This is a genomic window from Ereboglobus luteus (assembly GCF_003096195.1).
GTDB classification, from domain to species: domain Bacteria; phylum Verrucomicrobiota; class Verrucomicrobiia; order Opitutales; family Opitutaceae; genus Ereboglobus; species Ereboglobus luteus.
Map to the genome: position 1 here is coordinate 2,028,221 of NZ_CP023004.1, position 12,852 is coordinate 2,041,072.

At 61.9% G+C, this 12,852-nt stretch carries 9 protein-coding genes, 1 tRNA gene and 1 pseudogene; 6 read left to right on the forward strand and 5 right to left on the reverse strand.

All coding sequences use genetic code 11. The features are described 5' to 3' along the window. Nucleotides 1–81 precede the first annotated feature (81 nt). Complete coding sequence (rpmG, locus tag CKA38_RS07550) at nt 82–246, forward strand: 50S ribosomal protein L33 (protein WP_108824923.1); 165 nt, start codon at nt 82–84, stop codon at nt 244–246. A 99-nt stretch (nt 247–345) separates the two neighbouring features. On the opposite strand, the gene lpdA is transcribed toward rpmG, so the two are convergent. Beyond that, nucleotides 346–1,770: a dihydrolipoyl dehydrogenase gene (gene lpdA, locus CKA38_RS07555; RefSeq protein WP_108824924.1), complete on the reverse strand. Its 1,425-nt coding sequence runs from the start codon at nt 1,768–1,770 to the stop codon at nt 346–348. 60 nt (nt 1,771–1,830) lie between these two features. After that, complete coding sequence (gene pyrE / locus CKA38_RS07560) at nt 1,831–2,400, reverse strand: orotate phosphoribosyltransferase (protein ID WP_108824925.1); 570 nt, start codon at nt 2,398–2,400, stop codon at nt 1,831–1,833. 93 nt (nt 2,401–2,493) lie between these two features. Here pyrE and CKA38_RS07565 point away from each other — a divergent pair, with 93 nt between their 5' ends. Then, the gene (locus CKA38_RS07565) at nt 2,494–3,369 is read left to right on the forward strand and encodes an MBL fold metallo-hydrolase (RefSeq protein ID WP_108824926.1); all 876 of its coding nucleotides are present in this window, start codon (nt 2,494–2,496) and stop codon (nt 3,367–3,369) included. 35 nt (nt 3,370–3,404) lie between these two features. On the opposite strand, the gene CKA38_RS07570 is transcribed toward CKA38_RS07565, so the two are convergent. Further along, nucleotides 3,405–3,481, reverse strand: a tRNA-Pro gene (locus CKA38_RS07570). Nucleotides 3,482–3,903: 422 nt separating this feature from the next. Here CKA38_RS07570 and CKA38_RS07575 point away from each other — a divergent pair. The 3 genes from CKA38_RS07575 (at nt 3,904) to CKA38_RS07585 (ending at nt 9,262) form a co-directional block, all read left to right on the forward strand. Next, on the forward strand, nt 3,904–6,045 hold the full coding sequence (locus CKA38_RS07575) for a secretin N-terminal domain-containing protein (protein ID WP_236919227.1): 2,142 nt from the start codon (nt 3,904–3,906) through the stop codon (nt 6,043–6,045). A gap of 45 nt (nt 6,046–6,090) precedes the next feature. Then, complete coding sequence (locus CKA38_RS07580) at nt 6,091–7,857, forward strand: GspE/PulE family protein (RefSeq protein ID WP_108824928.1); 1,767 nt, start codon at nt 6,091–6,093, stop codon at nt 7,855–7,857. A 112-nt stretch (nt 7,858–7,969) separates the two neighbouring features. Further along, nucleotides 7,970–9,262 carry a type II secretion system F family protein gene (locus CKA38_RS07585; RefSeq protein WP_108824929.1) on the forward strand — a complete coding sequence of 431 codons (1,293 nt, stop codon included), beginning with the start codon at nt 7,970–7,972 and terminating at the stop codon, nt 9,260–9,262. Between the two features lie 118 nt (nt 9,263–9,380). On the opposite strand, the gene CKA38_RS07590 is transcribed toward CKA38_RS07585, so the two are convergent. Beyond that, nucleotides 9,381–10,850 (reverse strand): nicotinate phosphoribosyltransferase, encoded by a 1,470-nt coding sequence (locus CKA38_RS07590; protein WP_108826489.1) that lies wholly within the window; start codon nt 10,848–10,850, stop codon nt 9,381–9,383. A 70-nt stretch (nt 10,851–10,920) separates the two neighbouring features. On the opposite strand from CKA38_RS07590, the gene CKA38_RS07595 reads away from it, so the two are divergent. Continuing rightward, on the forward strand, nt 10,921–12,390 hold the full coding sequence (locus CKA38_RS07595) for a sialate O-acetylesterase (protein WP_108824930.1): 1,470 nt from the start codon (nt 10,921–10,923) through the stop codon (nt 12,388–12,390). 123 nt (nt 12,391–12,513) lie between these two features. Here the strand turns inward: CKA38_RS07595 and CKA38_RS07600 are convergent. Further along, nucleotides 12,514–12,852 (reverse strand): annotated as a pseudogene (locus CKA38_RS07600) (flavodoxin family protein); the annotation flags it as partial.

Consider the following 12,852-nt stretch of genomic DNA (forward strand, 5'->3'; position numbering starts at 1 on the left):
GCGAAATTTTTAGACGCAAGATTGTGGTTGCGCTGTGCCGCAGCGCTGGTTTGCTCACCCGTTCAACAATTTTAAAACATTATGCAAGAAGTCGTCATACTCGAGTGCACCGAAGCCCGCAAAGAGGGGAAACCCGTCTCGCGTTATCTCACCACGCGCAACAAAAAGACGGTGACAGAGCGTATTGAGAAGAAGAAATACAATCCCTTCCTCAAGCGCCGCACGGTTCACAAGGAAATCAAATAGCATTCTCCAAACGCATCGCGTTTCCGAGCCCGGCCCGCTTCCGCGCGCCGGGTTTTTTCATGCAAAAAAGGGCGGGGCGGGACTCCGCCTTCCCTGATTTCACAATGCGTGAATCGCCGATTTGCTGACGGCGAGCGCGGCTTCCTTGATCGATTCGCCCAGCGTCGGGTGCGCGTGGATGGTGCGCGCGAGGTCCTCGGCGCTGCCGCCATATTCCATGTGAGCGACGACCTCGGCGATCAACTCCCCCGCGCCGTGGCCGAGGATTTGCGCGCCAAGAATCGTGTCGGTTTTTGCGTCGGCGATAATTTTCGCGTAGCCGTCGGTCGTGTCGCTGGCGATGGCGCGTCCGTTTGCGGCAAAGTTGAAGCGCCCCGTCTTGACCTCGATGCCTTTCGCCTTCGCCGCGTCCTCGCCCAGGCCGACCGTGGCGACTTCGGGCGCGGTGTAGATGATCGCCGGAACAAAATTCCAGTTGATGCGGCCGTGTTTTCCCGCGATCCACTCGGCGGCGGCAACGCCGTCCTCCTCGGCCTTGTGAGCGAGCATCGGGCCGGCGACAGCATCGCCGATGGCGCGAATGCCGGGGACGCTGGTGCGCAATTCCGAATCGACTTGGATGCGGCCTTTGGGATCGAGCGCGACGCCGATTTTTTCCAGGCCGAGGTTTTCGGTGTTGGGGCGGCGGCCCACTGCGAGAAGGATTTTATCCGCGGTAAACTCAAGCGCCGCCCTGTCGCGCTCGGCGGTGAGCACGCCGCTGGGGCCGTTGAATTTCGCGCCGGTGACCTTGGCGTTGGTTTCGATTTTGAGGCCTTGTTTTTGGAGGAGGCGCGTGAAGTTGCGCACGATGTCGTCGTCGCACGCCGCGGCGATTTTGGGCAGGAATTCGACAACAGTCACATCGGCGCCGAGGCGCGCCCAAACGGAGCCGAGCTCGAGCCCGATCGCGCCGCCGCCGATGACGACGAGTTTTTTCGGCACCTCGTCGAGCGCGATGGCCTGGTCGCTGGAAATGATGTTTTTGCCGTCGATCCTGACCGAGGGCAATTCGGCGGGCAGCGATCCCGTGGCGATGACGACATTCGGAGCGGAGATGGTTTGCGTGATGGGTTTGCCGCCCGTCGAGGCGTCGGTCGAGGTGACTTCGACTTGGTGGCCCGGGCCGCCGGCAAAACTCGCGCTGCCGTTGAACACGGTGACCTTGCGCGCCTTCGCGAGCTGCGCGACACCGCCGGTGAGTTTGGCGATGACGGAGTCCTTGCGTTTCATCATGGTCGCGATGTCGGCGGCGACGCCGTCGAACTTGATGCCATGCGCGGCGGCGTGATCACGGGCGAAAACGTATTGCTCGGTTGAATGCAAAAGCGCCTTTGTCGGGATGCAGCCGACGTTGAGGCACGTGCCGCCGAGCGTGGGGCGCTTTTCGACGAGCGCGACCTTGAGGCCGAGTTGCGAGGCGCGAAAAGCGCAGACATAACCGCCCGGTCCGCCGCCAATGACAATGAGATCGAATTGTGACATGGGAATTTTCAGCTATCTGCGTTTTGTGTTTTTTGGGAAATTTATCCGCGCCAGAATCCGTCAACTGCCCGGTTTTTCGACCGGCAGTTTTGCGATTTCCGGAGGCAGCTGGTCGGCCGGCCAGGTCGGGAAGCTCAACTCCAGCAGCGAAACCGCGGGCACCTCGAACTTGGCCGCGCCCGCGCTGCGGTCCACGAGCATCGCCACGCCGGCGGGCGTGCCGCCGCATGCCTTGACGATGTTGAGCGCCTCGACCACGCGGCCGCCGCGCGTCACCACGTCCTCGACCACGAGCACGCGCTCGCCGGGAGCGATCTTGAAGCCGCGGCGCATCACGAGCGCGTTGTTTTCCTTCTCAACAAAAATGTAGCGCGAATTTGTCTGGCGCGCGACCTCCTGCCCGATCACGAGCCCGCCCATCGCGGGAGCGAGCACGGTTTCGAATTTCAAGCCGGCGAGCTTCGGTAGCAGCAACTCGGTCAGCCGCGTGACCGCGGCCATATTCTGGCACACCTGCGCGCATTGGAAAAAGTGCCCGCTGTGCAATCCCGAGCGCAGCACAAAATGCCCGCGCAACAACGCGCGCGTGCGAGTGAAAATATCCAGAATCTCTTGTTGTTGCGAATCCATCGGCTGGGAAATTGCCCGCAGCCGCGCCGCCTGTAAAGTAGAAGCGGGCACTTTTAACGTGCGCCTCGCAAAAACCCGTGCCACATTTCCACCGTGGTCATCGAATACGCACCTCTGGAAGACGAGCTCGGCGACGTCCTGGACAAGGCGATGCGGCACGCCTGCTGCACCGAGCAGGCGCTCGCCGAGCACTCGGGCGTGTCCGCCGAAAAAATACACGACGCCATCGACTATCGCTACGAGTTGACGGCCGGCGAGCTCAAGCGGCTCGCCGTCGCGCTCGGCCTCAACGAGCCGGGCCTGCTCGCCCTCGCGCAGAATCGTTATCCGCTGCCCGAGATTTCCGGCCTGCCTTTCTGCCTTTATCCGCTGCGCACGCCCCACGGCATCGGCGTGGCCAACGCCTACATCGTCGCCGAGTGCGGCCAGTCCTCCGGCATACTTTTCGACGCCGGTTCCGACTATGCGCAAATCGAGCGCGTCTGGCCGAAACGCATTCGCAAGATCGAGGCCATTTTTATCACGCATGTCGAAACCGAGCACACCGGCGGGCTGGAGGAGCTCCAGCGCATCCTTGGCCGCGTGCCCGTGTTTTTCCCCGAGGGCATTTGCATTTCGGACACAAGCGCCAGGGCCGGCGAGGTCGGTGGCGGCTTCGCGATGGGCGAGGGCGCGCGCTTGCGCTACGGCGCGTTTGAGGTGCGCGCGATCAAGACGCCCGGCCACACCGAGGCGCACAACAGCTATGTCGTGAGCGCGCCCGCGTTGTCCGACGCCACGCAACTGCTTGTGTCGGGCGACCTGATTTTCGCGGGTTCGGCGGGACGCGGCTATTTTTGCGCGCAGAGTTTTGCCGACAGCCTGAAACGCCTTTTCACCGAGCTTCCCGGCAAGACAGTGATCGCCCCGGGACACGGCCCGCTCACGACCCTGGAAAACGAACGGCTGCATAATCCGTTCTCAAAATAAAAAAAGCGGACACACGTCCGCTCCGGTTTTCAAAATGGTCGGGGCGGTGAGATTCGAACTCACGACCTCTACGTCCCGAACGTAGCGCTCTACCAGGCTAAGCTACGCCCCGATCCGATTGAACCACGGAAGATGAGAGTCCCGCCGCCGCGCATCAAGGAGAAACTTCCTTGACCCAAAAATACACCGACCCCGAGGCCGATGGCCGCGCGACGACTGCCCGGTCTCCCGCAAATCCAAGGCGGGTTTGGCGAAACACCTCGCGCCACCCTGCCACGGGCGTTTTTGCGCCCTCCGTGGAATTTAGAGTCATGCCCCGTGCAACCTGCCGCGCCAAGGGACGTCTTGCCCCGTTGCAAAACCTCCGCCAAATTTCATGCCCAACCCGTTCTTCGCTCTTTTCTTTTCAGCCAACACCCTCTCAACTCTCCGCCTTCCGCCGAGCAAACCATCGCAGCCAATTTCCCATCTCTCCAGCATGACCCGCGCATCCTCCGCATCGCCCTTGCCTCAATTTTCACCGCCACTGCGTTTTTGCCGGCCAGCGCGCGAAACACACCGGCAGCGCCGCAGGCGCAACCCGGAGGCGCTCCCATACTCCTTTCGCCCCCGTGGACGCAGGCCGACGCGGAAATCCCCGCCACCCCAGCGCTCGAGCCCTCCGGCAATCCCGATGAGCGCATCACGATCAACTGGACCGCGCTGCCGCTTTCGATGGCCATCCCCGAGCTTGAAAAACTCACGGGACGCACCGTCATCCGCCCCGCCACGCTCCCCAATGTCGCCGACCTCTCGCTTTCCTTCGCCACCCCGCCCACGCGCGCCGAGGCGTTGCAGGCCATCGAGACGCTTTTCACCGTCAACCAGCTCGCGCTCGTTCCACGCGGCGAAAAACTCCTCCTGCTCGTCCCCATCAACACCGTTCGCAGCGAGGCGCCGACGATTATAGAGGGCTCCACGCTCGACCTGCCGCCCTCGGGCCGCATCGCCAGCAAGTTTTTCCAGCTCGAGTTTCTTCGCGCCAGCGAGTTCGTTCCCATGATCAGCACGATGCTCAACGCGCAGATCCAGACGATTTCCATTTTTGAGCGCGCCAACGCCTTCCTTGTCACCGACACCGTTTCCACGCTCCAGCGTGTTGAAACCATCATCAAGCAGGTTGACCGTCCCGCCGCCACGCCCGTGCAGGCCAAGTTTTACTCGCTCGAATACGCCAAGGCCTCGGACATCGTGAACAAAATCAAGGCGCTCTTCACTGGCCCGCTCCAGCAGCAGCTCGGCGCCTCCACCACGTTCAACTCCGACGATCGCACCAATCAGGTTGTTGTCATCGGCGACCCGCGGCAGCTTCCGTTTTTCGACGACCTCATCAAAAAACTCGACACCAAGGCCGACCCCAACACCCGCAACGAAGTCATCCGCCTCAAGAGCGCGCAGTGCGGCGATGTCGCCACGCTTCTCAGCAACATCATCTCGGGGCAAACCCGCGCCGCCCAGGCCGCGCAATCCACCGGCGGCACCAGCGCCACCCAGCGCCAGCGCACAACGCAAACCACCGCGACCAACCGCACCACGACACAAAATCGCAACACCACCCAGCAACGAACCCAGCCCGCGAGTGTGCGGCCCGCCTTCGCCACGCCCGCCAGCGGCATCACCGGCGGCAGCCTCGGGCTCGAGGGCAACGAGTTCAGCAGCTTCATCACCGTGCAACCCGACACCCGCATCAACGCCATCGTTGTGTCCGGCACGGTTGATGACATCCGCATCATCAAGGAGCTCGTCGAAAAACTCGATGTTCTTCTCGCGCAAGTCCGCATCGAGGTCGTCATTGCCGAGGTCGGCCTCACCGACGAGGCTAGCAGCGGCATCGACGAGCTCGGATTCAGTGTGGAGAATGGCAAACTCACCGGGATACTTGGCAGCGGCCCCGGCTTTGGTTTTGCAGGCAATGAAGATGGAGGCTATTCGCCATCATTACAGCCCCTTACCGCCGTCATCGGCCTTAAAACCACACCGCGCAAAAACAACACCAATATCGTTTCCGTTCCCGCCATCACCACGATGCACAACAAGGAGGGCAAAATATTCATTGGTGAAACGCGCCCCGTCATCACAGCCAGCACCGTTAACACAGGCAACGTCAACAACGCCACCACCTCATCCATCACCCAGATGGAAATCGGCACCACCATCACCGTCACCCCGCTCATCGGTTACGACGGCAGCGTGCAACTCGACGTGCAACAGGAAATCAGCGATGTTTCCGGCGAGGTTGAGCTTGATCGCAACAAGCAATACATCATCGGAAAGCGCAATACCTCCTCCTCCATTATAGTGAAAAGCGGGGAAATTATTGTCCTCGGCGGAATTCAAAAAAGCTCTGCAAGTAAAACTAGAAGTCGTCTCGGCCCCATTCCGATCATAGGCGATCTTTTTGGCAAACGTTCCCGCAGCCAGACGCGCACCGAACTCATCTTCTTCCTGCGCCCCACCGTCCTTACCAACACCGCCGCGGACAACGCGCCCGCCATGGAACAGCTCGAGCGCATGAGCAACAAAGCCGAGGTGCAAAAAGTCCTCGGGCAAACACCCACGCCGCCGAAGGGCGACGTCAATGCGCTGCCGGACCTCCCCGCCGAGCCCAAGCGTCACAAGAAAAAGAAAAGGGGCTGAGCGTTCGCGTTCCCTTGCAAAAACCGCACCAGAAAAGCGCGCGCCATGTTATTAACCGACACCTCGCTTCCCGACTCACTCGCCCGTCGTCTCGACGAAGATCAAGTGCAGGCAATCAATGAGGCTCCGCGCGCCCAGCGGTTCAAAATCCTGGCCGCGGCCCTCGTCAAAACCGACCCCGACACCCTCGACGCACTCGGCGCCGCCGCGAACCTCCCCACCGTCACAAACCTAGTGGCGGACTCCGACTCCCTCGGCCTCCTGCCCGCCCGCCTCGTCCACGATTACCAAATCATTCCGATCCGGAAGCCGGATGAGGAGGAGGAAAAGAGGCCGGAAATCCAGAGGCAGGAAGACCAGAATCAAGTTTTCGCAAACTCCGCCCCTCCGTCCTCTTCGCAAGCGCCCCTCGTGCTTGCGACTTCCTGGCCTCCTGATTCCGCCATCGCCGATTGGATACGCACCTTCACGCCGCGTCCCCTCGTCTGGTATCTCGGCAATCCCGACAAAGTCCACCAGCTCATAATCGAGCGCTTCGGTGTCGGCTCCGGTTCGCTCGAGGGCAGCGACGACGATTACATCGCCCCCGAAAACATTCAGCAGGCCGACGACGATGTCGATGAGGACGCCGCCGTCGTGCGCTTCGTCACCGACGTTATCACGCAGGCTGTCAACGACGAGGCGACCGACATTCATTTCGAACCGCAGGAGGGCCGCCTCCAAATCCGCTACCGTGTTGACGGCCTGCTCGTGCCCGTGCCCGTGCCCGAAAACCTGCTCCGCTTTCAGGACGCCATCATCTCGCGCCTCAAGATCATGGCGAAGCTCAACATCTCCGAGAAGCGCCTGCCGCAGGACGGACGCATCAACTTTCGCGCCGGAGGCAACGTCCTCGACATCCGTGTCGCCACCGCGCCCACCATTTACGCCGAGTCCGTTTCGCTCCGCCTCCTCAATCAGAAAAAGGAGGCCTACACGATGGACCGCCTCGGCATGAGCGCCGACGAGCAACGCGAAATCAAAACCGTGCTCGAATACCCGCACGGCATCATTCTCGTCACCGGCCCCACCGGCTCCGGCAAATCCACGTCGCTCAACGCATTTCTGCGCTACATCAACTCGCCCGACTTGCGCATCGTCACCGTCGAGGACCCCATCGAATACGAGGTTCCCGGCGTCAACCAGATGCAGATGAAACCGGAAATCGGCCTCACCTTCGCCACCGCGCTCCGCTCGATTCTCCGTCAGGACCCCGACGTTATCATGGTCGGTGAAATCCGCGACCGCGATACCGCCGACATCGCCATCCGCGCCTCGCTCACCGGCCACTTGGTGTTTTCCACGCTCCACACCAACGACGCCCCCGGCGCCATCACCCGCCTCATCGACATGGGCATCGAGCCCTTCCTCGTCGCCTCCGCGATCGAGCTTGTCATCGCCCAGCGCCTCGTGCGCCGTCTCTGTCCCGACTGCTCGAAGCACGAACCCGTCAACAAGCTCAAGCTCCGCGAAACGCTCGGCGTCCTCGGCATCGACCCCGACGAGGCCGACCGCGTCGAAACCCTCAAGGTCCCCTGCGGTTGCGATCGCTGCCGCAACACCGGCTACCGCGGGCGCATCGGCATCTTTGAAATCTTCAAACCCGACGAAGCCCTCCACGAACTCATCCTCCGCCGGGAAAGCACGCAAGCCCTCGCCACCTGCGCCCGCGAAAACGGAATGAAACCCCTGCAAATCTCGGGCTGGGAAAAAGTGAAGGCCGGCCACACCACCCTCGACGAAATCGTGCGAGTCATCGCCGCGGAAAAGTGAAATGAAAAGTAGCGAGCATCGAGCATCGAGTAGCGAGCATGGAGCCACCTGCGACTCCGCCGCCTCACTTCTTCCACTCACTACCCGCTACCCGCTACTCGCTACTTTCTAAATGCCCGCCTACACTTACACCGCCCGCGACCGTTCCGGCCAGACCGTCACCTCGACGCTGGAGGCGCCCAGTCGCAAGGATGCCCTCCGCCACCTCACCGCGCGCGGTTTGCAACCCCAGCGGATCGAGGAGGTCACCGCGGGCGGCGCGGTCATCGCCAAGCCCGCAAAAAGCAAGGCCGCCAGATCGGGCGCCGCCGCGTCGTCCCCAAAACAATCCTCCCCCTCCCGCGGCTCGAAATCGAAAAAGCCCAAGCCTCTTTCCAAAAAGGAACAGCTTCCGTTCCTTGAGGCGCTTTCCGATCTCGTCTCTAGCGGACTCTCCGCGGGCGAGTCGCTCCGCATGCTCTCGCAGCGCATACGCGAGCCCAAGCTCCGGTTTTTGTGCTCGAGCCTTTGGGAGCGCATCGGCGAAGGCGCCACGCTCTCGCGCGCGATGGCGGAGTTCCCGCAAGTCTTCGATACGTCGGCAATCAACCTCATCCAGGCGGGCGAGGCGACCGGCGGTCTCAGCGAGGTGCTCACGCGGCTCATCGCGCATTACAACGAGCAAAACGAACTGCGCCGCCAGTTTGTCAGCGCGCTCGCCTATCCGATACTGCTGCTCACGGTCGCGTTCGGCGTCATCCTCTTTTTCATGTTCTTCCTGATGCCCCGCATGCAAGGGCTCTTCAACTCGCTCGGCGGCAAGCTCCCCGCGTCCACGCGCCTCATGGTCGGCATGTCGGACTTCGCGCTGCACTACGGCATCTTCGTGGTCGGCGCGGCGATCTTTGGCGCGATCGCCTTCTGGCGCTGGCGGAAAACCGCCAGGGGCCGCCACGCCACCGACGGCTGGCTGCTCAAGCTTCCGCTCACGAAAAACTTTTCCATGAGCCAGAGCGTGCTCGCCTTCAGTCAGACGCTTTCGATCCTTCTCGAAAACGGAATCACCACCACCGACGCGCTCAAGATCACTGAGCGCCAAATCGGCAACACCGTGCATCGCGAGGCGTTCGGCGACGCCAGCGCGCACGTCATGGAGGGCGAGGCGCTTTCCTCCGCGCTGCAGCGCACGGATTGTTTCCCGCCGCTCGTGCTCGACCAGCTCGCCATCGGCGAAAACACCGGCAGCATTGTGCCCAGCCTGAAAAAAATCTCGAACAGCTACCGCAAGATTGTTTCGGCGCAGCTCAACTTTTTCATGAAGGTCATTACGAGCGTCATGCTCGGCGGCACCTTTGTTTTTGTCGGGTTCATCGCCTTCGCAATTGTCTCCGCCATCTTCACCCTCAGCGGTTCGTTCCGCATGTAGCGATCCAACCGTTCTGCCATCCGCCGGAGCCCAAAGAATCCTACTCGTAAATGGCCGGGGATAATGTCCGGAGTCCCGGGCATGCGGAGGGTGGGGCGCTCAATCCCCTCCGGTTCATTTATCCGCGCGCTTTCATGATGAGCGCGGTTTTCATGTCGAGGAGGCTGCGCTCCAATCCCACCGGATATTCGTGCGGGTTGAGGAGGCGTTTGCTGCCTTCATGAAGCGCGGCGAGTTGCGCGCGGCGGCGGGCGCGGATTTCTTCGAGTGTCGGCATTTCGAGGACGAGTTTGCCGTTTCGGAAAACCGGCACGAGCAGGTCCTCGGTTGTCGCGTTGGGCGGAATCGGCTTGAATCGGATGAAGTTCACCGCGTCGTAGATCGTGCGGTTCGCGTCGTCGATCGGCGGGCCGTCCTCGTTGTAGATCATGTCGCCGACGTATTCGCCATCGAGCGTGAAGCGGCGCACTTGCTGGATTCCGGGGTTGGTGATTTTTATCGTTTGCTCGGAGAGTTTGATTTTGTGGTCCCACGCGCCGTCGCCGTTGCGAAGCGCGGCGAGTTTGTAAACGCCGCCGAGCGCGGGCTGGTCGTATGCGGTGACGAGTTTCGTGCCCACACCCCAGAACGCGATTCGCGCGCCTTGTTGCTTGAGGCTTGAGATGATGTGCTCGTCCAGGTCGTTGCTCGCAAAAATCGCCGTGTCCGCAAAACCCGCTTCGTCGAGGATTTTCCGCGCCTCGATGCTCAGGTAGGCGAGGTCGCCGGAGTCGAGCCGGATGCCGGCCATTTTGTGTCCGCGCGCGCGCAGCCATTTGCCGGACTCGACGGCGCGGCGCACGCCTTCGAGCGAGTCGTAGGTGTCCACAAGAAACACGCAGTTGTTGGGCATCGCCTCGGCGTAGGCTTGAAACGCCTCCGGTTCGCTGTCGAACGACATCACCCAGCTGTGCGCGTGCGTGCCGCTCACGGGAATGCCGAAGAGTTGCCCGGCGAGCACGTTCGAGGTGGACGCGCAGCCTCCGATATACGCGGCGCGGCTCGCGGCAAGCGCGCCGTCGACACCCTGCGCGCGGCGCAGGCCGAACTCGAGCACCGGTTCGTCGCGCGTGATGTGGCAGATGCGCGCGGCCTTGGTCGCGACGAGCGTTTGAAAATTGATGGTGTTGAGAAGCGCGGTTTCGACGAGCTGCCCCTGGATGATTGGGCCGCGAACGCGCAACAGCGGCTCGTTGGGAAACACGACCGTGCCCTCGGGAATGGCGTCGACATCGCAGGTGAACTCAAATCCGCGCAGGTATTCGAGAAATCCGCTCGAAAAAAGCGGCGCGCCGTCGTTGCCCTTGAGCGTGGCGAGGTAGGCGATCTCGTCGCTGTTGAAGTGCAACTCGCGCAACCACGCGACCGCGTCCGCAAGCCCCGCGGCGACGGTGTAGCCGCCCTTGAAGGGATTATGCCGGAAGAAAAGGTGGAAGACGGCGTCCTTGTTGTGCGCGCCGGTTTTCCAATAGCCATGCGCCATGGTGAGTTGATACAGGTCGGTGAGCAGGGGTGAGCTGCGCAGGCGTTCGGGCGCGGTGGTGTTCATGATTGTGGCGGTTAATGTATCCGAAAATAGTCTCCACACAATGCGCGTTGTGTGCGAGATTTTGCGCATCATGAAAAAATGCACCGCCGCGCGTTTCCTTCTCACGGTTGTTTTTGCGTTTGCGCTGCTCGCGCCGCTCGAGGCGGTCGAGTTGCCGGGGCTGTTTGCCGACCGCATGGTTTTGCAAAGCGGCGTCGAGGCGCCGGTATGGGGAAAGGCGAGGGCGGGCGATGAAATCACGGTGACATTTGCCGAGCAGACAAAACGCGTGAAGGCCGGCGCGGACGGCCGCTGGATCGCGCGCCTCGACCCGCTCGAGCCAAGCGCGCAGCCGCGCGAGCTGGTGGTGAAGGGGCCGGATGGCGAGGCGCGTTTCGCCGACGTGCTTGTGGGCGAGGTGTGGCTGTGCTCGGGGCAGTCCAACATGGAAAAACCGATCGGCGAACGGCGCAGGCAGAAGCCCGTTTTTAACGCCGAGGAGGAAATACGCGCGGCGGGCTTTCCGCAAATCCGCCTGTTTCGAGTCAAAAAAATACGCGCCGACGAACCCAGGGACGACGTCGAGCTGGCCGCGCCGTGGACCGTGTGCTCGCCCGACACAATCGACGCGATCAAGTTTTCCGCTGCGGGATATTTCTTCGGACGCAAACTGCACACCGAGCTCAACGTGCCCGTTGGCCTGATCGAAGCGAGCTGGGGCGGCACGCGCATCGAGCCATGGACCGCGCCGGAGGGGTTTGACGCAGTGCCGGAATTGTCGGTCTTCGCGGTGGCCGCGCGGCAGCCGGGCGCAAAAGTCGAGAACACGCAGCCGTCGTCGCTCTACAACGCGATGATTTACCCGCTCGCGCCGTATGCCATTCGCGGCGTGATCTGGTATCAAGGCGAGTCAAACCTCACCTCGGGCGACGGCGCGAACTACGCGCAAAAAATGGTCGCGCTTGTGCAAGGCTGGCGCGCCGCTTGGAAAAGCGAGATGTCGTTTTATTACGTGCAGATCGCGCCCTTCCTGTATCACGTGGCGCGCAACACACAGGTGGCGTCGCCCGAGGCCGCGCCGATTTTGCAGGAGGCCCAAACCCGCGCGATGCAACTGCTGCCGCGCACCGGCATGGTCGTGACCACCGACCTTGTTGACGACCTTTTCGACATTCACCCGCGCAACAAACGCGACGTGGGCGAACGCCTCGCGCGCTGGGCGCTCGCGCATGACTACGCGCGCAGCGACGTGGTGTTTTCCGGCCCGGTCTTCCAGTCGATGGAGGTGAAGGGCCAACTCGCCTACCTGACGTTCGACCATGTGCACGGCGGCCTCATCACGAACGACGGCAAGCCGCCGCGCTGGTTCGTGATCGCGGGTGACGACGGCCTCTTTTACCCCGCCAAGGCCGTGATCGAAGGCGGTCGCGTGATCCTCTCCAACCCGAAAGTCCCCGCGCCCAAAACCGTGCGCTTCGCGTGGGACGAGGCCGCGCAACCCAACCTCTTCAACAAAGCCGGCCTCCCCGCCGTCCCGTTCCGGATGGACGCGGGAAAATAGTTTTAGGGTTTAAATTGTCGCATGGAAATGCCTTTAGGCAGGGCGAACCCTCCGGGTGCGCCGGGATGGTGAACGGCTCACCCGGAGGGTTCGCCCTACCCAAAAATGCGGCAAAACAAATCGATCGTATGATTTATACGGAAACAGCAACCGCTCCATGAAGGAGCGCGTTTCGCCGGTGACGCAGCCGAGGTAAACCGGCGAGCCGAGCAGCACCGCGTCGCAGTCGCGCACTTTTTTGAGCACGGGCAGCAGGTCATCCTTGATCGCGCATTGCTCAAGCAGCGCGCCCTTTCGCTTGCACGCAAAACAACTCCGGCAGCCTTTGTAGTCGATGTCGTAGAGGTTGATCAGCTCCGTCTCCGCGCCTTTCGATTTTGCGCCGGACAGCGCGTGCTCGAGCAGCGTGTGCGTGTTCCACTTCGTTCGGGGGCTTCCGTTGAATGCGATGACTTTTTTCAT